Annotated in this window: 18 protein-coding genes; 10 read left to right on the top strand and 8 right to left on the bottom strand. The window is 66.2% G+C overall.

Annotation, left to right across the window (positions count from 1 at the left end; genetic code table 11):
- Positions 1-106: 106 nt before the first annotated feature.
- Together AC56LV_RS02335 and udk are read left to right on the top strand one after the other, a co-directional pair.
- The gene (locus AC56LV_RS02335) at positions 107-1,042 is read left to right on the top strand and encodes a TIGR01777 family oxidoreductase (RefSeq protein WP_499555730.1); all 936 of its coding nucleotides are present in this window, start codon (positions 107-109) and stop codon (positions 1,040-1,042) included.
- Positions 1,043-1,101: 59 nt separating this feature from the next.
- Positions 1,102-1,743 carry a uridine kinase gene (gene udk, locus AC56LV_RS02330; protein WP_183550835.1) on the top strand — a complete coding sequence of 214 codons (642 nt, stop codon included), beginning with the start codon at positions 1,102-1,104 and terminating at the stop codon, positions 1,741-1,743.
- A 44-nt stretch (positions 1,744-1,787) separates the two neighbouring features.
- Here udk and AC56LV_RS02325 read toward each other — a convergent pair whose 3' ends face one another.
- Positions 1,788-2,708, bottom strand: a complete 921-nt coding sequence (locus tag AC56LV_RS02325) for a LysR family transcriptional regulator (protein ID WP_499555728.1) — start codon at positions 2,706-2,708, stop codon at positions 1,788-1,790.
- A gap of 248 nt (positions 2,709-2,956) precedes the next feature.
- Between AC56LV_RS02325 and AC56LV_RS02320 the strand changes: the two genes are divergently transcribed.
- The 7 genes from AC56LV_RS02320 (at position 2,957) to AC56LV_RS02290 (ending at position 11,019) form a co-directional block, all read left to right on the top strand.
- Positions 2,957-5,239, top strand: coding sequence for a TonB-dependent receptor (locus AC56LV_RS02320; RefSeq protein WP_499555726.1), 2,283 nt, complete (start codon positions 2,957-2,959; stop codon positions 5,237-5,239).
- Between the two features lie 46 nt (positions 5,240-5,285).
- The gene (locus AC56LV_RS02315; protein ID WP_499555724.1) at positions 5,286-6,494 is read left to right on the top strand and encodes a substrate-binding domain-containing protein; all 1,209 of its coding nucleotides are present in this window, start codon (positions 5,286-5,288) and stop codon (positions 6,492-6,494) included.
- Between the two features lies 1 nt (position 6,495).
- Positions 6,496-7,293, top strand: coding sequence for an ABC transporter ATP-binding protein (locus AC56LV_RS02310; RefSeq protein ID WP_499555722.1), 798 nt, complete (start codon positions 6,496-6,498; stop codon positions 7,291-7,293).
- Positions 7,280-8,026 carry an ABC transporter ATP-binding protein gene (locus AC56LV_RS02305; RefSeq protein WP_499556768.1) on the top strand — a complete coding sequence of 249 codons (747 nt, stop codon included), beginning with the start codon at positions 7,280-7,282 and terminating at the stop codon, positions 8,024-8,026. The genes AC56LV_RS02310 and AC56LV_RS02305 overlap by 14 nt, the downstream gene beginning before the upstream one ends.
- Positions 8,027-8,034: 8 nt before the next feature.
- The gene (locus AC56LV_RS02300) at positions 8,035-9,057 is read left to right on the top strand and encodes a branched-chain amino acid ABC transporter permease (RefSeq protein WP_499555720.1); all 1,023 of its coding nucleotides are present in this window, start codon (positions 8,035-8,037) and stop codon (positions 9,055-9,057) included.
- A 2-nt stretch (positions 9,058-9,059) separates the two neighbouring features.
- Positions 9,060-10,145, top strand: coding sequence for a branched-chain amino acid ABC transporter permease (locus AC56LV_RS02295; protein ID WP_499555718.1), 1,086 nt, complete (start codon positions 9,060-9,062; stop codon positions 10,143-10,145).
- A 214-nt stretch (positions 10,146-10,359) separates the two neighbouring features.
- Positions 10,360-11,019 carry a choice-of-anchor J domain-containing protein gene (locus AC56LV_RS02290; protein WP_499555716.1) on the top strand — a complete coding sequence of 220 codons (660 nt, stop codon included), beginning with the start codon at positions 10,360-10,362 and terminating at the stop codon, positions 11,017-11,019.
- Between the two features lie 60 nt (positions 11,020-11,079).
- On the opposite strand, the gene ppa is transcribed toward AC56LV_RS02290, so the two are convergent.
- The 5 genes from ppa to hemC all read right to left on the bottom strand — a co-directional run bounded on the left by ppa (position 11,080) and on the right by hemC (position 15,798).
- Positions 11,080-11,619, bottom strand: coding sequence for an inorganic diphosphatase (gene ppa / locus AC56LV_RS02285; protein WP_499555714.1), 540 nt, complete (start codon positions 11,617-11,619; stop codon positions 11,080-11,082).
- A 61-nt stretch (positions 11,620-11,680) separates the two neighbouring features.
- On the bottom strand, positions 11,681-12,877 hold the full coding sequence (locus tag AC56LV_RS02280; protein ID WP_183550809.1) for a heme biosynthesis protein HemY: 1,197 nt from the start codon (positions 12,875-12,877) through the stop codon (positions 11,681-11,683).
- Positions 12,878-12,879: 2 nt separating this feature from the next.
- Entirely contained in the window at positions 12,880-14,061 is a 1,182-nt protein-coding gene (locus AC56LV_RS02275; protein ID WP_499555712.1) for a uroporphyrinogen-III C-methyltransferase, read from the bottom strand.
- Positions 14,058-14,837: a uroporphyrinogen-III synthase gene (locus AC56LV_RS02270; RefSeq protein WP_499555710.1), complete on the bottom strand. Its 780-nt coding sequence runs from the start codon at positions 14,835-14,837 to the stop codon at positions 14,058-14,060. The genes AC56LV_RS02275 and AC56LV_RS02270 overlap by 4 nt, the downstream gene beginning before the upstream one ends.
- A 1-nt stretch (position 14,838) precedes the next feature.
- On the bottom strand, positions 14,839-15,798 hold the full coding sequence (gene hemC, locus AC56LV_RS02265) for a hydroxymethylbilane synthase (protein ID WP_499555708.1): 960 nt from the start codon (positions 15,796-15,798) through the stop codon (positions 14,839-14,841).
- A gap of 185 nt (positions 15,799-15,983) precedes the next feature.
- Here hemC and ppc point away from each other — a divergent pair, with 185 nt between their 5' ends.
- Complete coding sequence (gene ppc / locus AC56LV_RS02260; protein ID WP_499555706.1) at positions 15,984-18,809, top strand: phosphoenolpyruvate carboxylase; 2,826 nt, start codon at positions 15,984-15,986, stop codon at positions 18,807-18,809.
- Positions 18,810-18,860: 51 nt separating this feature from the next.
- Here ppc and AC56LV_RS02255 read toward each other — a convergent pair whose 3' ends face one another.
- Entirely contained in the window at positions 18,861-20,465 is a 1,605-nt protein-coding gene (locus AC56LV_RS02255; protein ID WP_499555704.1) for a methyl-accepting chemotaxis protein, read from the bottom strand.
- A 12-nt stretch (positions 20,466-20,477) separates the two neighbouring features.
- Complete coding sequence (locus AC56LV_RS02250; RefSeq protein WP_499555702.1) at positions 20,478-21,272, bottom strand: transporter; 795 nt, start codon at positions 21,270-21,272, stop codon at positions 20,478-20,480.
- Positions 21,273-21,497: the final 225 nt, after the last annotated feature.

Here is a 21,497-nt window from a genome sequence, read left to right as displayed (position 1 = left end):
ACTGTCAGCGGAAGTGTTACATTCCTGTCTTGGCAGAATTGAGAACAAAGAACCGGAGAACAAGTTGACAACGAGTGCGACACCGACATCCAGCAAGACACCCAGCGTGTTCGACACCGTTGCCCGCTGCGTACTGGTGACAGGCGCAACGGGCTTCGTCGGCCAGCACCTGGTACGCGCGCTGCTGCAGGACGGCCATCAGGTGATCGCGCTGACCCGCGACGTGGCGCGTGCTGCCGGGCTGCTCGGCGCGCAGGTGCGCACCATCGCCTCGATGGACGATCTGCCGCTCGACCACCAGGTCGACATCGTCGTCAACCTGGCCGGCGCCCGGATCCTCGGCCAGCGCTGGACCGCCGCGCGCAAGGCGGCGCTGCGCCAGAGCCGCGTCGCCTTGACGGACAAAGTGGTCGACTGGATCGGCCGTGCCAGCCACAAGCCGCAGCTGTTACTGTCGGCGTCGGCCATTGGCTACTACGGCATCCAGCGGATCGGCGACGACGCCAAGCTCGACGAAGCAGCGCCGCCCCAGCCGATGTTCATGTCGGACCTGTGCCGCGAGTGGGAAGCCGCCGCGGCCGGCGCCGTGCGCCACGGCGTGCAGGTCGAGTGCATGCGCTTCGGCCTGGTGCTGGGCGAGCAAGGCGCGCTGCCGATGATGCTGCTGCCGATCCGGCTGGGCATTGGCGGCCGGCTGGGCAGCGGCCGGCAGTGGCTGTCGTGGATTCACATCGACGACCTGATCGGGGGCATCGCGCACCGCTGGAAGCAGGCGCTCAGCGATACATCTGCGCCCACGTTCGGTGCAACCAACTTCACCGCGCCGATCGCGGTGTCGCAACTGGAATTCAGCCAGGCGGCCGCACGCGTCTGGAAACGGCCATGCGTGCTCCCGACACCCGGTTGGCCGATGCGCCTGGCGCTGGGCGAGCAGGCCGACCTGCTGCTCGAAGGCCAGCGGGTAGTGCCGCTGCGGTTCGCCCGCGAGGGGTTCGAGTTCACCTATCCGGCGCTGGAAGCGGCGCTGCGCAGCCTGAAGTAACGGTGGCGGCAGGGGTCCCGGGACCTGTCGGTCCGGTCCCGAATCCGGTATCATTCGGCATGCTCAGTTTTCCTTTTCAACCGTTTATTATTGGCGTCGCGGGCGGTAGCGGCAGTGGCAAGTCCACGGTGTCCAGGCAAGTGCTGTCCACATTCGGCACCGAGATGGTCTCGGTCGTGATGCAGGACGATTATTACTGCGACCAGACGCACCTCAGCCCCGAAGTACGCACCCAGCAGAATTACGACCATCCGCAGGCGTTCGAGTGGTCGCTGCTGGTGCAGCACGTCCAGGCGCTGCGCCGGGGCGAGTCGATCGACATGCCCGAGTACGACTTCACGCTCCACAACCGCTCCGACCGGACCATTCGGGTCAAGCCCGCGCCGGTGATCGTCATCGAAGGCCTGTTTGCCCTGTATGACCCGGCGCTGTGCGACATGATGTCGCTGAAGATCTTCGTCGACACCGCATCCGACATCCGATTCATCCGCCGCATGCAGCGCGATATCACGGAACGGGGCCGCTCGGTGGAAAGCGTCATCAGCCAGTACCTGGATACCGTGCGGCCGATGCACAAGCAGTTCATCGAGCCGACCAAGCGCAATGCCGATGTCATCATTCCGCACGGGGCAAACAATCCGGCGGTCGACATGATCACCACCAAGGTCGCCAGCGTCATCAACCAGCTGAAGCGGTCCTAAGGATGGTTGGGCGCTGATCCTTACCGGCACCAGCGTCGACGTCGTTAATTCGCTGGCGTGCGGTGTTTCAGCATCCGGCACACCGCCGCCAGCGCCAGCAGATTCGGATCCCGCTCACGCACCCGCAGAAAACTCAGGCCGATCGTCTGGCGCATCAGATAGTCGTTCTTCAGCGGGATCAGCTGGACCTTGTCGCCAAACGCATGGCGCACGCGGCCAGGCAGCAGCGTGTAGCCGATCCCCGCCCCCACCAGATTCATCAGCGAAAAAATATCGCCCACGCGCGTGACGATGCTCGGCGCATACCCGGCGATGCGAAATGCTTCCTGGAACCCGTTGAAGGTCACGAAACCATCCTTCAGGCAGACGAATTTCTCGTCGGCGCAGGCGCGCAGATCGACTTCGGCCATGCCCGCATACGGCGAGCCCGCCGGCGCGGCAAAGAAAATCTCGTCCTCGAACAGCGCGATCGACTCGATATCCGGATCGGGTTCGGGCACCGCCATCAGGGCCGCATCGATCGCATTCTGCTTGAGCTTGTGCAGCAGGTCCGCATTCGAACCCAGCACCAGTTCCGTTTCCAGTTCCTGCTTGCGCAGCTTGATGCCGATGATGACATCGGGGATCGTGCCGGTCGTCAGTGAATACAGCGACCCGATCTTGAGATGATCGGCTGAATAACCGGCGGCCGAGCGCGTCGCCGCAATCCCGTCCGCCATCAGCCGCACGACTTCACGGCTCACGTCCGCCAGCACTTGGGCGGCGTCGTTGGGAATCAGGTTGCGGCCCTGCAAACTGAACAGCTGACAACTCATCCCATCTTCCAGCGAATGCAGCGCGCGGTGCACGCTCACGGCGCTGATGTCGAGCATGCGGGCGGCGGCGTTCAGGTTGCCGCCCTCCATGTAGGCCAGCAGGATCTCGAGTTTGCGGAAGGTGATGTCGTCGCTGATCTGGCTGCGCATGAGGGCCCTCGTGAAATGGATACTTCGCGAGGATACATCAACCGCCCGCGCGGGTCGTCAATCGCTGCTGCGCCAGCACAGCGTGGTAGTACGGAGCGCATCCATTCGACCATCTGTTGCATCGCCGCCATTCGAACTGCGTATTCATGGGAGCGCTTGTTGATACGCAAGGCGACGCATGGTGCGCTCGGGCACATTCCCCCATTGAGCGACACATCCACCGTGGCGACGAACAATAAGGAGACATCATGCGTCCGATCAGAAAGATGAAGCTGCTGCATCCGTCCACGTGCGCCCTGCTGGCCGCTTGCAGCGGCGCCATCGGCGCCGTCCACGCCCAGGAAGCGACGGGCGCCCCGGCTGCGGCGACTACCGACGACAATATCTCGCGGGTGGTAGTGACTGCGCGCCGGCGCGAAGAATCGCTGCAGGACGTGCCGGTCTCGGTCACCGCGTTCTCGGCCGACCAGCTCTCCAAGCAGGCGCTGCCCGACGTGACCGCTCTTGCGCTGTCGTTGCCCAACACGACGCTCAAGGCGTCGCGCGCCACCAACAGCACGCTTACGGCTTTCATCCGGGGCGTCGGCCAGGCCGACCCGCTGGCTGGCTTCGAGTCGGGCGTGGGCATCTATGTCGACGATATTTACCTTGCCCGCCCGCAGGCGGCCGTGGCCGACATCTACGACGTCGAGCGCATCGAGGTGCTGCGCGGCCCGCAGGGCACGCTGTATGGCCGCAACACGATCGGCGGCGCGCTCAAGTACGTCACGCGCAAGCTTGGCCCCCAGCGCGATGTGCGCGTGCGCGCCACGGTCGGCGACTACGGCCAGCGAGACGGCGTGCTCACGGCCAGCACGCCGCTGTCCGACACGGCGCGCATCGGCGGCACGTTCGCGCGCTTCCGGCGCGACGGCTTTGGCGACAACCTGACCACCGGCAAGGGCAACTACGACAAGGACGTCACCGCCGGCAGGGTCTCAATTGAACTCGTGCCGAACCAGGACCTGCTCGTGCGCCTTGCCGGCGACTTCACGCAAGACGATTCCAACCCCAAGAATGGCCATCGTCTGATCGTCGGTCGCACGAGCCGCGCGCCCATCCTGGACGACGTGTTCGACACGCGCGGCAATCTCACCAAAGTGCTGGGCCGTGACCAGGAAGTGCGCTCGTACGGCGGCTCGGTCACGGTCGAGTACACCGTCGACAGCGCGTGGCGCCTGAAATCGATCACCGCCGCGCGCCGCGACAAGTCGTGGGCGCCGATCGACTTCGACGCCCTGCCCGTCGTCGACATGGAAGTGCCTGCGCTGTACACCAACCGCCAGTTCAGCCAGGAGCTGCAAGCGACCTACAGCGGCGCGCGCCTGCAGGGCGTGGCCGGCGTGTACTACATGGACGCCAACGCCTTCAACCAGTTCGACACCATCCTGGCCGGCGCGGTGCCCACGTCGACCTTCACGCTGGGCGACATCGACACGAAGGCCTGGGCCGCTTACTTTGACGGCAGCTACACGCTCACCGAGGGCCTGAGCCTGTCGCTGGGCGGGCGCTACACGGTCGACCAACGCGAAGCCGACGTGCTGCGCCAGATTTATTTCGGCCTGGCCGGCTCGCCCCGGATGGGCAATCCGAACGCGATCCTGTTTCGCACCGATACAGATCTAGCAGGCGGCCTGCTCGAGCGCAAGGACAAGAAATTCACGCCGCGCGTGGCACTGAACTGGAAGATGAACGACGCCCACAACCTGTACGCGTCGTACTCCGAAGGCTTCAAGGGTGGCGGGTTCGATCCGCGCCTGAACGTGGTCGGCACACGGCTCCCGATCGCCACCGCGCGCGCGGGCTATGCGCCGGAAACGATCGAGACGACTGAACTGGGCCTCAAGTCGGCCTTCAATGGCGGGCGCATCACGACCAACCTGGCTGTGTTCCACAGCGATTACCAGGACGTGCAGATCCCGGGCTCGATCGCCATCGACACCAACGGCGACGGGCGCGACGACAGCTTCGCCGGCGTGACGACCAACGCCGGCAAGGCGCGGATCAAGGGCGTCGAACTCGAGGCGGTCGCCAATATCACGCCCAACTTCATGGTCGCCGGGATGTACAGCTATATCGACGCCAGCTACCGGGAATACATCGTGGCCAATGTCAATGTGGCGAGCCAGCGCACGTTCCAGAACACGCCGAAGAATTCGGCCAATCTACGCGCCAGTTACGACATTCCGCTCCCGCTCATGGGCCACAACGGACGCGTCTCGCTGATCGGCAGCTATGCATTCAAGGGCGCCACCAGCCAGTTCGAAACCGCCTCGATCCTCGACCAGGACTCGTACAGGATCTGGGACGCGAGCATCGTCTGGACCCGCGCGGATGGCAAGGTCCGCGCCGGCCTGCACGGCAAGAACCTGGGGGATGAGCACTATAAAACGGCCGGCTACCTGTTCCCGACCCTGGGCAACGAAGGCACGCTGACGGCCTTCTACGGCAACCCGCGCACGGTGTCGGCGACGCTTGAGCTGCGCTTCTGAACCGCAGCCTTGGCCACGCCCTGACAAAACACCACGAGGAGACCGCATGCGCCATTCGATCAGATCCATCACCCTGCTGCTTCTGGCCGCATTGGCCGCATGTGCACTGGGCGCCGCGCCCCACGCGGGCGCACAGGGCAAGGACTTTAAAGTTGCCCTCATCGCCGGCAAGACGGGCCCACTTGAAACCTACGCGCGCGAGACCGAGAGCGGCTTCATGCTCGGCCTCGAGTATCTGACCAAAGGCACCATGGCCATCAACGGCCGCGCCATCAAGGTGATCGTCAAGGACGACCAGAACAAACCCGATCTGGGCCGTACGCTGCTGGCCGAAGCGTATGGCGACGACCGCGTCGACATCGCGGTGGGCACCACCTCGTCAGCTTCGGCGCTGGCCATGCTGCCGGTGGCGAAGGAATACAAAAAGGTCCTGATCATCGAGCCGGCCGTGGCCGATGCGATCACGGGCGACAAGTGGAACAAGTACATCTTTCGCACGGCGCGCAGCTCGATGCAGGATGCGCTGGCTGCCGCCAGCACCCTGAAAAGCGGCAGCGTGGGCTTCCTGACCCAGGATTATGCGTTCGGGCGCGATGCGATCAAGGCCGGCAAGGAAGCCTTGACCGCGACTGGCAGCAAGGCCAGCGTCGTCCACGAAGAATATGCGCCGCTCGCGACGACCGACTTCACGGCATCGGCGCAGCGCCTGTTCGATGCCCTCAAAGACAAGCCGCCGCCGCGCGTGCTGGCCATCGTCTGGGCCGGCCCGAGTCCGATGAACAAGATCGCCGCCATGAAACCCGAACGCTACGGCATCGCACTGGCCCCGGGCGGCAATATCCTGCCCGTGATGCAAACCTGGAAGGCGCATGCCGGCACCGAAGGCACCATCTATTACTACTACGATTTTCCGAAAAATCCGATGAACGACTGGCTGGTGGCAGAGCACAAGAAGCGCTACAAGACCCCGCCCGACATGTTCACGGCTGGCGGCATGGCGGCAGCCAGCGCAGTCGTTGCGGCGCTGGGCAAGGTCCAGGATGGCGATGGCGACAAGATGGCCGCCGCGATGGAAGGCATGCGCTTCGAGACGCCGAAGGGCGCCATGGTCTTTCGCAAGGACGACCACCAGGCGATCCAGCCGATGTACCACTTCCGCATCAAGAAACACCAGAAGAACGAATGGGATCTGCTCGAACTGGTGCGTGACATCCCGGCCGGCGAGATGCCGCTGCCGGTGCGAAACAAGCGCTGACATGGCCGACGACCTCGACCTTGACCGCATTGCGCCATCCCTGTCCACGCGCGGCCTGACGATCCGCTTTGGCGGGCACGTTGCCGTCAACGCCGTCACGGCCGATTTTTATCCCGGCACGCTGACCGTGATCGTCGGGCCCAACGGCGCAGGCAAGACCACGTGGTTCAACCTGATCTCGGGCCAGTTGCGCGCGAGCGCCGGCAGCGTGCACCTGCATGGCCGCGACATCACGCGCCTGGGCGCTGCGCGCCGCACGCGCCTTGGCATCGGCCGCGCCTTCCAGCTCACCAACCTGTTCCCGCTGCTGTCGGTGATCGAGAACGTGCGGCTGGCAGTCCAGAGCCGCGCCGGCATTGGCCTCGATTTCCTGTCGGTCTGGTCAAGCCACCGGGACCTCATCGAACGCGCCGACTATTACCTCGAGCGCGTGACGCTGGCCGCGCGGCGCGACATGCTGGTGGGCGCGCTGTCGCACGGCGACCAGCGCAAGCTCGAAGTCGCGATCCTGCTGGCGCTGCAGCCGTCCGTGATGATGTTCGACGAACCCACCGCCGGCATGAGCGCCGACGACGTGCCGGTCGTGCTCGACCTGATCCGCGAAGTCAAGGGCGACGCCGCGCGCACCGTGCTGCTGGTCGAACACAAGATGGACGTCGTGCGCCAGCTGGCCGACCGCATCGTCGTGCTGCACAACGGCGCGCTGGTGGCCGACGGCGAACCGCGCGAGGTCATTGCATCCGCCATCGTTCAGGAGGCTTATCTTGGAACGTCCGACACCGAACATGCTCGCGCCTGATCCGGCGACGCGCCAGCCGCTGCTGCGCCTGGCCGGCGTGCACACGCACATCGGCCAGTACCACATCCTGCACGGCGTCGACCTGCAGGTGGCGCGCGGCGAACTGGCCGTGCTGCTGGGCCGCAACGGCGCCGGCAAGACCACGACGCTGCGCACCATCATGGGCCTGTGGCGCGCCAGCAGTGGCAGCATCCACTTCGACGGCACCGACATCACCAGGTTGGCCACATCCGACATCGCGCGCGCCGGCATTGCGTACGTGCCCGAAAACATGGCCGTGTTTTCCGACCTGACGGTGCGCGAGAACCTGGTGCTGGCCGCGCGCGACGGCCCGCTCGACGCCGCGCGTGTCGACTGGATCTGCGGCTTTTTTCCGGCGCTGCGCACGTTCTGGCACCGCCCGGCCGGGAACCTGTCCGGTGGCCAGAAACAGATGGTGGCCATTGCGCGCGCCATCGTCGAACCTCGCAAGCTGCTGCTGGTCGATGAGCCGACCAAGGGCCTGGCGCCCGCCATCGTGCACAGCCTGATGGCGGCGTTTCGCGAGCTGAAGGCGCAAGGCGCGACGATCCTGCTGGTCGAGCAGAACGTGCACGTCGTGCGCACGCTGGGCGACACGGCCAGCGTGATGGACGGCGGTCGCGTGGTCCATGCCGGCCCGATGGCCGTGCTGGCGGGCGACGCCGCGCTCCAACAGCGCCTGCTCGGCCTGTCCCTCGACACCCAACCCTAGGAACGCCCATGTCCCTCGCCCCCGCCATACCGTCGGCCGACGCCCAGCTGCCGGCCACCCGCCGCGACATCGCGCCGCTGCTGCTGGTGCCGGCGCTGATGCTGGCCATGCTGCCGCTGGTGGGCAGCTGGTCCACCTGGCTCACCCTCACCGTCGCGGGCCTCGCGATGGGCATGATGATCTTCATCATGGCCAGCGGGCTGACCCTCGTGTTCGGGCTGATGAACGTGATCAATTTCGGCCACGGCGCATTCATCGCGGTCGGCGCGTTTTCCGCCACGCTCGTGCTGCTGCCGCTGCGCAGCTGGCTCGAGATGGATTCCCTGCCCATCAATCTGGCTGTGCTGGCGCTGGCGATCGTGGTGGCGATGCTCGTCACGGCGCTGCTGGGCTGGGCCTTCGAGCGGCTGCTCATCCAGCCGGTCTACGGCCAGCATCTCAAGCAGATCCTGGTCACGATGGGCGGCATGATCGTGGCCGAGCAGCTGATCCACGTCCTCTGGGGCGCCGGGACGATCGCCGTGCCGCTTCCCACCGCCCTGCGCGGTGCGTTCGTGCTGGGCGACGCGGCCATCGACAAGTACCGCCTGGTGGCGGTGGCAGTGGGACTGGTGGTGTTCGTCACGATGTACCTGATCCTGAACCGCACGAAGATCGGTCTGCTGGTGCGCGCCGGGGTCGAACATGGCGAGATGGTCGAAGCGCTCGGCTACCGCATCCGCCGCCTGTTCGTGCTGGTGTTTGCGGCCGGCGCGGGCCTGGCCGGCCTGGGCGGCGTGATGTGGGGCCTGTACAAGGAAACGCTGACGGCAGCGATGGGCGGCGAGATCATGGTGATGCTGTTCATCGTCATCATCATCGGCGGCCCGGGATCGGTCGGTGGCTGCTTCATCGGCGCGCTGCTCATCGCCCTGGTGGCCAACTACACCAGCTTCCTGGCGCCCGGGATCGCGCTGGTGTCGGGCATCGTCCTGATGATCTCGGTGCTGCTGTGGCGGCCCGCCGGGCTGTATGCGACGGGACGGGGCTGACCATGCTGCGCCAACTGCTATCGGGCGACCTGCCGCGCAGCCGCAGCCTGACGGCGCTGCTGGTCGTGATCCTGCTCGGGCTCGCGCTGGCGCCGTTCCTGACCTCCGGTGCGCGACCGCTCAACACGGCAGCCACGATCTGCGTCTACATCGTGCTGGTGGCGTCCTACGACCTGCTGCTGGGTTACACAGGCATCGTTTCGTTCGCTCACACGATGTTCTATGGAATCGGGGCGTATGGCATCGGGCTGGCGCTGGCGCGCGTCGATGAGCCGACCTGGGGCGTCGCCATGACGGGCCTTGGCCTGGCGCTGCTGCTTGCGCTCGCCCTGGCGCTGGTGGTGGGCCTGTTCGCGCTGCGCGTGCAAGCCATCTTCTACGCGATGATCACGCTGGCCGTGGCCTCGTCGTTTGCCGTGCTGGCCTCGCAACTGTCCGACTTCACCGGTGGCGAGGATGGCGTCACGTTCAGCGTGCCGCACGTGCTTTCTCCTGCCTATCGGCTGGTCGAAAGCGAGGTGTTCGGCCGTCATCTCGATGGCCGGGTGCTGACCTATTACGTCGTGTTCACCGGCTGCCTGGTGCTGTTCCTGTTCCTGCTGCGGCTGGTCAATTCGCCGTTCGGGCGGGTGCTGCAGGCGATCCGCGAAAACGCGTTTCGCGCCGAAGCCCTTGGCTACCGCACGATGGTGTACCGGATTTGGGCCAATGTCCTGGCGGCGCTGACGGCGAGCCTGGCGGGCGCCCTGATGGCGCTGTGGCTGCGCTACGTCGGCCCGGACACATCGCTCGGCTTCGAGGTCATGACCGACATCCTGCTGATCGTCGTGATCGGCGGCATGGGCACGATGTATGGCGCGGTGGTGGGCGCGACGCTGTTCATCCTGGCCCAGAACTATCTGAAAGACTGGATGGCGCACGGCGCTGCCGCGCTGGACGGCGTGCCTGTGCTGGCCGCCGCCCTGCACCCGGATCGCTGGATGCTGTGGCTGGGGCTGTTGTTCATCCTGTCCATTTACTGGTTTCCGGTCGGGATTGTCGGCAAGCTGCGGCTGCGGGCGTGGCTGGCGCAGCGCTCTCTGCGCTAAGAACATTCAATTCGCAAACATCCGTCGTATGCGACGTCGGGTTGAACGCGTGGACGGGAAACCCGTCCACCCTACGACCTCGGCGACGTTTTTTGGTTCCCCCTCCCCCTTTGCGTCGGGCCGGGCACGTGACCCGGCAGCCCCAACGCACCGCAATACCGCGGCGCCCGCCATTTCTATGATGAAGCCTCGATCCACGACGCGACGCCTCATCATGCAACGACTCAATTACATGCTCGCCACAGCAGCGGTCCCGACCGCCTGCGCCCCTCACACCACCCAGACAGGCGGGGTCGAGGTGCTCAGCGAAGACTTCGGCAACCTGGCCGACTCCCCGGGCTGGGTCCGCATCAACCGCAGCATCCCGCCAGGCGCGCCATGGCGCCAGGGCGATCCCGACGTCTTCCCGGCCCAGGCTGGCCCACCCGGCGCGTACGCCGCCGCGAGCTGCCGCAGCGCCGCCCAAGGCACCGGCCGCGTCGACAACTGGCTGATCACGCCGACATTGACGCTCAGCGGCCTCACCACGCTGTCGTTCTTTACCAGCCGCGAACGCGTCGACGGCTTCGATGACCTGCTCGAAGTGCGCTACGGCAGCGGCAGCGGGACCGCTGCAGCGTCATTCGACACCCTGCTGGCCAGCATCGGCGGCGCTGCCGACTTCCCCGCACAATGGCAGCCATGGCACCTCGACCTGACGCTGGACGGCACAGGCCGCTTCGCGTTTCGCTATCTGGGCGATGCGGCCAGGCTGAGCCATGTCGGGCTCGACACGGTGCGCGTGGTCACGCGCCTGCCGGAACCCACCAGCCGGCTGCTGCTGGCCAGCGGCCTGGGCGTACTCGGCCTGCTGCGCCGCCACGAGCGCCATTGACGTAAAAAAGCCGGCAACCCTCACGGGCCGCCGGCTCTCAAATACTGCCTGCGCGCTGGCTTATGCCCCGGCGCCCTTGTTGAACGCTGCCACGCCAGCAACGATCTCGGCCTTGGCTTCATCGATGCCAGCCCAGCCTTCGATCTTGACCCATTTGCCCGCTTCGAGGTCCTTGTAGTGCTCGAAGAAGTGCTGGATCTGCTTCAGGCGCAGCTCTTCCACGTCGTCCAGCGACTGGATTTTCTTGTACATCGGCAGCACTTTTTCGATCGGCACCGCGATGACCTTGGCATCGCCGCCGCCGTCATCGGTCATCTTCAGCACGCCCAGCGCGCGGCAACGGACCACGACGCCTGGTGGCAGCGGGAACGGGGTGATGACCAGCACGTCGCATGGATCACCGTCGTCGGCGATGGTTTGCGGCACGTAGCCGTAGTTGCACGGGTAGTGCATGGCCGTACCCATGAAGCGGTCAACGAAGATCGCGCCCGTGTCCTTGTCGACTTCATACTTGACCGGATCGGAGTTCATCGGAATTTCAATGATGACGTTGAAGTCGTTCGGCACGTCTTTGCCGGCTGGGACGTTGTTCAGGCTCATGATGGGATCCTTGGTTGCTAAAGAGTCAAAATTAGTCCGCCATTATAGCGAAAGGCACGCGTTACAACACAGTCGCCAGTGCGCACTGCCGGTAATGCTTCGCGGCCAGCTCGTCCTGGCCCAGCGCTTCATGCATCTGGGCCAGTTTCAGATGCGCTTCACGCACCATCGCCGCTTCGGTCGCGTCCGACAAGGCTTGCTCCAGATAGCGCTGGGCCTTGCCCCACAGCTTCTGTTTCAGGCACAGCGTGCCGAGCGTGAGCGCCAGTTCGGCGTCCTGCGGCCGTTCACGGCGCCACGTTTCGCAGGCTTCGATCTGGGCCAGCAGCGATGGCGAACCGGCCGGGCTGGCCGCGTCGCGGTAGGCGCGCACGACGCGCTCGTCCCAGTTGGCCTTGAGCGACTCTTCGGCGATCGCGCGCGCTTCGTCGTGCAGGCCGCGCGCATTGAAGGCGCCGGCGGCGCGCGCCGCGACGTACGGCACCGTGCGGTCTTGCGGGGGCACCGTGGCCCAGGTCCAGCGGATCGACTCGGCGTCGTGGTCTTCGCCACCCAGCAGCGCTTCGTACGCCATTTCGCGCAGGCGCCGGGCCAGGGCCGGGTGCAGCGCATTGCGCTTGTCGAGAATGCGCACCAGGCGCAGCACTTCGGGCCAGTTGCGCGCCTGCTGGTTGGCCTTCATTGCCCACTGCAGCGCGTGGATGTGGCGCTGGCCACTGGCATTGAGTTCGGCCACCGCTTCGAGCGCCGCTTCGGGCCTGTGGTCGTCGACCAGCAGTTCGGTCAGCGTCATCAGGCGCGCCGTCTTGAGCGTGGTGTCATGCGAGATGCCGGCCAGCCAGGCATCGCGCCTTGCCGGCTCGCGCATGCGGTGCGCGGCGCGCGCGCCGATCAGCGCTGCGAGGCCCGTGTTCTCGGGCAGGTCGGCGGCGCGCATCGCGGCCTTTTCGGCGTGGCCGAAGCGGCCTTCGAACAGTGCCTTGAGCGCGTCGCGCAAGCCCTTGTTGCCATCGCGCTCGCGGCGGCGCTGGCGGTACGCCGCCACCCGCTGCGGCATGCGCGCCGTAGCGTAGAAGGTGCGCACCAGCACGTACAGCGTGGCAAACAGCAGCATCAGCACCACGACGAACAGATTGAGCGACATGTCGATCCGGTGCGGTGGATAGAACAGCACCACATTGCCCGGATTGAAACGCGCCGTCACCGCGATGCCGATGGCCGCGGCCATCAGCGTAACCAGCCAGATGAGTAAGCGCATGGTTATTGCTTCGCTTTGTAGTTGCGCACCGCGCCCAGACTCTCGGCCAGCGTCGGCAATTCGATCGTCAGGTCATTGGCCTGCACCTGGCGCAACGCCGCCTGGGCCGATTGCGTCGTGCGGGCGCGCGTGTCGAAGTACTTGGCCAGCATGGTCTGGGCCGTGGCCAGGTCGTCGCGGAAGGTGGTTTCGTTACGCGACAACAGGGCCAGGCGCGCATTGAGCAGGCGCAGCTTGAGGTTTTCGCGCACAAAGAACGATTCGCTCGGCGACAGCATCAGCGCCTCGGGGTCGTCGACACTGCGCACGCGGATCAGCTGGCGCACGTCGTCCCACATCTCCTGGCTCCACATGCTCCAGGTCTGCAGCAGGCGCTGACCCACGCCCAGCGACTCGGGCGGGACGGCCGGCGCGGTGGTCTTGCCCGGCGCGGCCGCTGCCTCGAGCCGGCGCGTCGTGCGCACCGGGGCCACCGGCAGCAGCGGCTTTTCATCGGCCAGCATCGGCAGCGTCTCGACCTGGATGATCACGTTGTCGAGGCGCAGCGCGACACCGGCCAGATCGACGGCCGGCAAGGCCTTGAGCCGGTCGATGTCGGCCGCAATCGCGCGACGGATGGTCAAAAATTGCGGCGCATTCGAGCTCGACACGGCGCGGTCGGCATTCTGCAGCGCGATCAGGGCGCCCTGCACATTGCCGGCCAGTTGCAGCTGCTGGCTCGCGGTCGCGAGCACCTGCTCGATTTCGGACAGCGCCCATTCGTCGCGGTTCTGCGACAGATCCTTGTAGAGCTGCTCGAGCGCGACCTGCTGGCTCTGCGCTTCGCTCTGCCGGCTCTCCAGCACGCCGACCTTGATCTGCAGTTCCTTCGACTGGTCGGCCACGTCGCGCGCGAGCGCCGCCGTCTCGGCATTGACCGCATTGCCCTTCTGCAGGCTGCGCGCCATGTCCTGACGCAGCGAATTGATTCGGCTGTGCGACGAGAACGTCTGCACGGCAAGCAACGCGGCCAGTGCGATGACGGCCAGCGGCAACGGCCGCGCCACGCGGTCGAGCAGGCCGTGCGCAGGCGGGCCGCTCACGCGTGGCGCAGCAGGCGGCACCTGCGTCTCCTCCGGCTTGGCAAGGCTAGGGGCGGGCGCACTGGCCTGGGGTTGGTCTGGGTTGTTCGGCAATTCGTTCATTCTTCTGATTGTAACGCTGCTAATAGGCGTGCATCGCCGGAACCGGTGAGGCGCACGTGTTCCAGGCCCAGATCGCGGGCCGTCTGTGCAATCCGCGCATGGGGCACGATCAGGCGCTGCTGCTGTAATCGCGCCATCAGCGCATCGTCGTCGATGGCTTGCACCAGTCCGGCCAGCCCGCGCAGGGCCTCCGAGCTCGTGATTATCCAGTCGTTTGGCTGCGCCAGCAAGACGCGCAATCGTGCAGTCAGTTCTGCCGTCAATACCGGCGTCGCGCGGCGGTAGGCCGCCACCGGTTCGACCCGGGCGCCGGCGGCGCGCAAGGCGTCTGCCAGCAGCTCGCGGCCGCCATCGCCGCGCACGATCAGCACGCGTTTGCCGGCATACGCTGCCAGATCGAGGCGCTGCAGCAAGTGCTCGGAATCGCTGTGCGCGCTGTCGGCCGGGCTAAAAATCGTGAACGTGTCACCGGTCACGCGGTGGCGTGCCAGCGCCGCGCGGCTGCCGTCGCCGACGATTGCCACCGGCACGGCCACGGGCCAGGCGTCGATGTGCGCGAACGCGGCGTCGATCGCATTGGGCGAGACGAACGCCACCAGCGCAAACCGGTCAAGTTCAGCCAGCGCCGCGCGCAGCGGCGCCGCATCCTCCACTGGGCTGATCTCGAGCAGCGGCAGCAGCACGGCCGTGCGGCCGCTGGCGGCGACCGCCTGGGCCAGCGCATCGGCCTGCGCGCGCGGGCGCGTGACGACGACGACGCGCGCCGTCTCAGGCATGTCAGGCATCCTGGTTTGCCGCGGCATCGAGACGGCACGCCGCCAGGATCGCATTTGCATCCTGCTCGGCCAGCAACTCGGACACCTGCTCGCCCAGGTACTCGGGCTGCTCGACCGGGCCGCTCACTTCGGCGTGCGCGCTGCGCTTGCCGTCGGGCGTGGCAACCATCGCGCGCAGACGCATCTGGCCGCCCTGCACGGTGGCGAACGCCGCCAGCGGAATCTGGCAGCTGCCACCAAAGATGCGCGAGACCTTGCGCTCGGCCAGCACGGCGCTGGCCGTGTCGTCGTGGTTCAGCGGCGCCAGCACGGCGCGCAGGTCGACGCCGTCGCTGCGCGCGCTGCTCAGGATCTCGATCGCCATCGCGCCCTGCCCGGCCGCCGGCAAACTCATTTCGGGTTCGAGCAGTGCGCGGATGCGCTGCGGCAGGCCGAGGCGCTTCAGGCCCGCGGCGGCCAGGATGATGGCGGCATATTCGCCCCGATCGAGTTTACCCAGGCGCGTATCGAGATTACCGCGCAGCGGCAGGATGACCAGGTGCGGATAGCGCGCTGCGATCAGCGACTGGCGGCGCAGGCTGCTGGTGCCGACGATGGCGCCGGCCGGCAGCGCATCGAGGCTGGCGTAGTCGTTGGAGACAAACGCGTCGCGCGGGTCTTCGCGTTCGAGCACGGCGGTCAGCTCGAAGCCTTCGGGCAGCTCCATCGGCACGTCCTTGAGCGAGTGCACGGCCAGGTCGGCGCGGCCTTCGGCCATCGCGACTTCGAGCTCCTTGACGAACAGGCCCTTCCCGCCGACGGCCGACAGCGTGCGGTCGAGAATCTGGTCGCCCCGTGTCGTCATGCCGAGAATCTCCACGCGACACTGTGGATATAATGCGACGAGCCGGTCGCGTACGTGTTCTGCCTGCCACATGGCCAGGCGGCTCTCGCGGGATGCGATAATGAGTTTTGACGGCATCGTTGGCGCCGCTGGCGCCGAAGTACCCTGCTGAATAGCTGCTAACACACGAATTCTTTCACTGTCATTGGGCCGATCCGGCCGATGCCGGTAACCGCTCCCTGCATAAGATCACAAATTTTATCATGGGGGCCTCTTGCAGACCGTGGCCAACCGCCCTCGCACAACGCTTACTTGTGGTCGATATGAACAATCCTGCTCTCCCTGACGTAACCGCCGGCGCCGACAAGGACGCGCCGCTCAAAGAAGACATCCGCCTGCTTGGCCGCCTGCTGGGCGACGTACTGCGCGACCAGGAAGGCGCCGAGGTCTTCGACCTCGTCGAAACCATCCGCCAGACTGCCGTGCGCTTCAGGCGCGACGACGATCCCGATGCCAGCAAAGAGCTCACGACGATGCTGCATGGGCTTACGCGTGACCAGACCATTTCGGTCGTGCGCGCGTTCTCGTATTTTTCGCACCTGGCCAATATCGCCGAAGACCAGCACCACAACCGCCGCCGCCGCGCGCACCTGCTGGGTGGCTCGGCGCCGCGTGCGGGCAGCATCGGCTACGCATTGGACAAACTGGCCGGCGCCGGCATCGGCCGCGACGAAGTGCAGGCATTCTTCAACGAGGCGCTGATCTCGCCCGTACTGACGGCGCACCCGACCGAGGTGCAGCGCAAGAGCATCCTGGACGCCGAGCACGATATCGCCCGCCTGCTGGCCGAGCGCGACACGCCGCTCACCCCGCGCGAGCGCCAGCGCAACGAGCAGATGCTCCATGCGCGCATCGCCACGCTGTGGCAGACGCGCATGCTGCGCTACTCGAAGCTGACGGTGGCCGACGAAATCGACAACGCCCTGTCCTACTACCGCATCACCTTCCTGCGCGAACTGCCGGCGCTGTACGACGACATCGAGTTCGAGATCGACGAACAATACGGCCCTGACGACAGCGCGCAGGATGATGCCCCCAAACCCCACGCATCCTACCTGCAGATGGGCAGCTGGATCGGCGGCGACCGTGACGGCAACCCGAACGTCAACGCCGACACGATGCGCCACGCGCTGACGCGCCAGTCGACGACGATCCTCGACTTCTATCTCGACGAAGTCCATGCGCTGGGCGCCGAACTGTCGGCCTCCACGCTGCTGGTGGACGTCACGCCGGCGCTGGAGCTATTGGCACAGAACTCGCCCGACGCCTCGCCGCACCGCAGTGACGAGCCCTACCGGCGCGCGCTGATCGGCATCTATGCACGCCTGGCCGCCACCGCGCGCGAACTGGGCGTGGGGCACATCCTGCGCAAGGAAGTCGGCCACGCCGCGCCCTACCTCGACCCCGAACTGTTTGCGGCCGACCTCGAAACGCTGGCCGACTCGCTGCGCCAGAACCACGGCGCCATGCTGACCATGCCGCGCCTGGCTGGCCTGCTGCGCGCGGCGCGCATCTTCGGCTTTCACCTGGCCTCGCTCGACATGCGCCAGAGTTCGGACATCCATGAGCGCGTGCTGGCGGAACTGCTCGCCCGCGCCGGCGTCGAGGCCGACTACGCCGCGCTCGACGAAGACGCCAAGGTGGCGCTGCTGCTGCGCGAACTCGACAGCGCCCGGCCATTGATTTCGCCGTGGGACACCTACGGCGAAGAGACGAGCTCCGAGCTGGCGATCCTGCGCTGCGCGCGCGAGATTCGCCTGCGCTACGGCCCGCGCGCGATCCGCAACTACATCATCTCGCACACCGAGACAGTGTCCGACCTGCTCGAAGTGCTGCTGCTGCAAAAGGAAACCGGCCTGCTGCGCGCCAGCAGCACGACGGGCGAAGTGATGGTGATTCCGCTGTTCGAAACCATCCCCGACCTGCAGCGCGCGGCGGGCATCATGGATGCGTGGATGGCGCTGCCGTTCGTCGCCAACGTGATCGCCAAGCAGGGTCACCTGCAGGAAGTCATGCTGGGCTACTCCGACTCGAACAAGGACGGCGGCTTCCTCACATCCAACTGGGAGCTGTATCAGGCCGAACTGAAACTGGTCGACGTGTTCGCGCAGCAGAAGGTCAAGCTGCGCCTGTTCCACGGCCGCGGCGGCACGGTTGGCCGTGGCGGTGGTCCGAGCTACGACGCGATCCGTGCCCAGCCGCCGGGCACCGTCAATGGCCAGATCCGCCTGACCGAACAGGGCGAGATCATCGCGTCCAAGTTCTCGAATGCCGAAATCGGCCGGCGCAACCTGGAGCTGCTGGTTTCGGCCACGCTGGAAGCCAGCCTGATGCCAAACACGTCAAGCGAAGCGCAGACCGGCCGCCTGCACCGCTTCGAGTCGGTGATGGCCGAGCTGTCGAATCGCGCCTACAAGGCCTACCGCGACCTGGTCTACGACACGCCCGGCTTTACCGATTACTTCTTTGCGGCCACGCCGATCGCCGAGATCGCAGAGCTGAACCTCGGTTCGCGCCCTGCTTCGCGCAAGTCGACCCGCCGCATCGAAGACCTGCGCGCGATTCCGTGGGGCTTCTCGTGGGGCCAGTGCCGCTTGCTGCTGCCGGGCTGGTTCGGCTTTGCGTCGGCGGTCCATGGCTGGCTCGGCGAAGGCGAGGTTGATGCGAAACTGGCCGAGCTGCGCACGATGTTCCAGGAATGGCCGTTCTTTGCCACACTGCTGTCGAACATGGACATGGTGCTGGCCAAGACCGATCTGCCGATCGCCCGGCGCTACGCCGAACTGGTGGCCGATGTGGAACTGCGCGAACGGATCTTCAAGCGCATCACGGCCGAACACGCGCTCACGCTGACCATCCTGGAAGACATCACCGGCACGGGTGAGCGCCTGCAGGGCAATCCGCTGCTGGCACGTTCGATCCAGAACCGGTTTGCCTACCTGGACCCGCTGAACCACCTGCAGGTGGAGCTGATCGGCCGGCACCGGGCACTGGCGCTCGATCCGGCGAGCCAGGTCGATGCGCGCGTGCATCGGGGCATCCACCTGTCGATCAACGGCGTTGCGGCCGGCCTGCGCAATACGGGTTGACGGTTCAGTCTGCCCGGGCCGCCGGCCCGGGCAGGCACCCTGCGCGGCCGCTCAGGCCAGTTGCAACACGCCGGCCGGCCGGCGCCGCTCCACCGGCGCCAGCTGTACCGGCGCCGCCTGCCCCAGCTTGAAGTTCCCGACCAGCGCACTGAGATTGGCCGTCTGCTCCTGCATCGAGGCCGCCGCCGCTGCGGCCTGCTCGACGAGCGCAGCATTCTGCTGCGTGACAGCGTCGATTTCCCCGATCGCGCTATTGACCTGCGCGATGCCCTGTCCCTGTCGCTGGCTGGCAGTGGCAATCTCGGCCACGATATCGGTGACGCGCCGCACGCTGGCCACGATCTCGTCCATCGTGCCCCCGGCTGCAGCAACGAGAGAGATCCCGTTGTCGGCGTGCCGTACCGACTCGTCGATGAGCACCTTGATTTCGCCAGCCGCTGCATTGGCGCGCTGGGCCAGATTGCGTACCTCGGATGCCACGACCGCAAAGCCGCGCCCCTGCTCGCCGGCGCGCGCCGCCTCCACCGCTGCATTGAGCGCCAGGATATTGGTCTGGAACGCGATCGATTCGATCGTGCCGGTGATGTCGACGATACGGCGCGACGACGTGTGGATCGCGCCCATCGTGTCGACCACGCGCGCCACCGCCTCGCCGCCCTTGACGGCCACTTCGGACGCCGATGCCGTCAGCGTGTTCGCCTGCAAGGCGCTGTCAGCATTCTGCTTGACCGTCGCTGCCAGTTCTTCGATCGACGCCGCCGTTTCTTCGAGCGCGCCGGCCTGCTGTTCGGTGCGGCGTGACAGGTCCAGGTTGCCGCTGGCAATTTCACCGGACGCCGTTTCAATGGCGTCGGTGCTGCCGCGCACCTGGCTGACCACGCCATGCAGGTTCGCGCGCATGCGCTGCAGCGCCACCTTCAGGCGCCCGGTTTCGGTCCGGTCGGCGGCGTTGCAGTCGAGCGTGGCGCCAAGGTCGCCATCGGCGATGCGGCCGGCGAACGCCACCGCTTCCTCGAGCGGGCGCCGGATGGCGCGCGCGGACAGCTGGCCCACCACGACCATCAGCATCACGGAGATCAGGGAGGCGAGCAGGAGCAGACGTTCGGAGCGCACCACCAGCTCATGGCCGCCAACGCGCGTGGCCTCCGCGCTGGCCCCGATGGTGTCGCTGAGTTCGCCCATGCTCGTTTCGAGCTTGCGGAAATGCCCCATGAAGTCCGCCTGCGCCTGGCGCGCCGCAACGGCGTCGGTGAACGCCAGGTCGATCATCCGCGCCACACTCTTGAGATAGGCGTCGACGTCGGCGCGCACGGCAGGAATCGCGCTTTGCAGCGCCGCGTCGGGATGTTCCTTGGCCAGCGTGTCGATCAAGCCGTCCAGCGTGGCCGCGTGCTGCGCATGGTCGCGCCGGACGTCGGCCTGCTTGCCTGCGTCATCCGGTCCGGCCATCAGCGCGGCCAGTACATCGGCGCGCAAGGCGTCGTGCGCCATGTCAGCCTGGAGCTGGTGCTTCAGCGCGCTGCCGTTGACGGTAATGGCGTTCAGTGCCGTTTCGAGCGAGAGCATCGCGCCGTAGGCGATGAAGGCCACCACGGCAGCCAGAAAGACCGCTGCCAGGTTTGATAGAAACAGCCGGTGCCGGATGGTCAGATTCATGGTGATTTCTCCCTACAGTTTGAACGATAGCCCGACCGTGAGCGCGGCATCGGGCGTGCGCCGGTTCAGGCCCAGCGCGAGCATGGTGTCGAGCTGGCAGCGGTCCGACAGCAACCACGCCATGCCCGTGTCGAACGTGGCCACGGTGCCGCCGTTGGCGCTGCGGGCGATCTGCGGCGCCGCCACTTCGACGAATGCGCGCCAGGTCGGCGTCAGCTCCTTGCCAAGCACCACGCCGAGGATGCCGTAGCCATAGCGCTTGCCGTCCTCGGTGCGCTCGCGTCCGATGCCGGGCATCACGCCCAGCGACAGGCCGCCCGGCAATTCCCATTCGGCCGCTACGCGCAGCGACGGGCGCACGCCCTGGCCGCGCCAGGCCCGCGACCCGCTGTCCAGGTCGGCATGCAGCAGCACACCGACCGAAGGCCGGCCTGGCGCCTCGTCCTGCACATGCCACTTCACGCCCAGCGCAGTGTCGGCGTAGCCGGCTGTCGTGCCATCACTGCCGGCGTGCTGGACCGTGCGGCCGTCGGTCTCGAGCCGCAGTTCAAGCACGTCGCCCACGCCATAGCGCAGCAGCGTCGGCATGCTGTAGGTTCGTGCGCGCACGCCGTCGGTCTTGTCCCGCTCGACCAGCACGCTGGTCTCGATCTGGAACCGGCCGCGGCCGACCACATTGCTGGACTCGACGAAATCGGGCCGGTCGGTAACGATCCCGTCGTCGGCAGCGGTGGCAGACAGCGGGGCCAGCAGTGCCAGGCTGGCAAGACAGGTAAAGGTGAGGCGTGGGTATGGGGAGCTAGGCATGTTGCGGTCTTTCAGGAAAGGAGGTCTGCACCTGGAATGCAGATCGAGTATTGCAAAAATTTGCCGGCGTAGAACACATGTCTGCATTTATTTCTTGTGTTCAACAAGTGATGTGTATTGACAGCCACGGCGTGCTTGAAACCGAGATAATGAACTGCGGTTTTTGAAGAACGGCGACGTATTCTGGAAGGTCGTTCGCAAAAATAGCGCCACCGCAAATGGGGT

It is taken from the genome of Telluria sp. RB2R28 (genome assembly GCF_059685835.1).
This window is presented reverse-complemented; position numbering and strand designations above follow the sequence as displayed.

Excerpts from the sequence above, each read along its gene's own strand:
- AC56LV_RS02255 (WP_499555704.1), bottom strand. The coding sequence starts at position 20,465 with ATGAATCTGACCATCCGGCACCGGCTGTTTCTATCAAACCTGGCAGCG.
- AC56LV_RS02310 (WP_499555722.1), top strand. The coding sequence starts at position 6,496 with ATGGCCGACGACCTCGACCTTGACCGCATTGCGCCATCCCTGTCCACG.
- ppa (WP_499555714.1), bottom strand. The coding sequence starts at position 11,619 with ATGAGCCTGAACAACGTCCCAGCCGGCAAAGACGTGCCGAACGACTTC.
- udk (WP_183550835.1), top strand. The coding sequence starts at position 1,102 with ATGCTCAGTTTTCCTTTTCAACCGTTTATTATTGGCGTCGCGGGCGGT.
- AC56LV_RS02305 (WP_499556768.1), top strand. The coding sequence starts at position 7,280 with ATGCTCGCGCCTGATCCGGCGACGCGCCAGCCGCTGCTGCGCCTGGCC.
- AC56LV_RS02280 (WP_183550809.1), bottom strand. The coding sequence starts at position 12,877 with ATGCGCTTACTCATCTGGCTGGTTACGCTGATGGCCGCGGCCATCGGC.
- AC56LV_RS02270 (WP_499555710.1), bottom strand. The coding sequence starts at position 14,837 with ATGCCTGAGACGGCGCGCGTCGTCGTCGTCACGCGCCCGCGCGCGCAG.
- AC56LV_RS02325 (WP_499555728.1), bottom strand. The coding sequence starts at position 2,708 with ATGCGCAGCCAGATCAGCGACGACATCACCTTCCGCAAACTCGAGATC.
- AC56LV_RS02275 (WP_499555712.1), bottom strand. The coding sequence starts at position 14,061 with ATGAACGAATTGCCGAACAACCCAGACCAACCCCAGGCCAGTGCGCCC.
- AC56LV_RS02315 (WP_499555724.1), top strand. The coding sequence starts at position 5,286 with ATGCGCCATTCGATCAGATCCATCACCCTGCTGCTTCTGGCCGCATTG.
- AC56LV_RS02320 (WP_499555726.1), top strand. The coding sequence starts at position 2,957 with ATGCGTCCGATCAGAAAGATGAAGCTGCTGCATCCGTCCACGTGCGCC.
- AC56LV_RS02300 (WP_499555720.1), top strand. The coding sequence starts at position 8,035 with ATGTCCCTCGCCCCCGCCATACCGTCGGCCGACGCCCAGCTGCCGGCC.
- AC56LV_RS02250 (WP_499555702.1), bottom strand. The coding sequence starts at position 21,272 with ATGCCTAGCTCCCCATACCCACGCCTCACCTTTACCTGTCTTGCCAGC.
- AC56LV_RS02290 (WP_499555716.1), top strand. The coding sequence starts at position 10,360 with ATGCAACGACTCAATTACATGCTCGCCACAGCAGCGGTCCCGACCGCC.
- AC56LV_RS02295 (WP_499555718.1), top strand. The coding sequence starts at position 9,060 with ATGCTGCGCCAACTGCTATCGGGCGACCTGCCGCGCAGCCGCAGCCTG.
- ppc (WP_499555706.1), top strand. The coding sequence starts at position 15,984 with ATGAACAATCCTGCTCTCCCTGACGTAACCGCCGGCGCCGACAAGGAC.
- hemC (WP_499555708.1), bottom strand. The coding sequence starts at position 15,798 with ATGCCGTCAAAACTCATTATCGCATCCCGCGAGAGCCGCCTGGCCATG.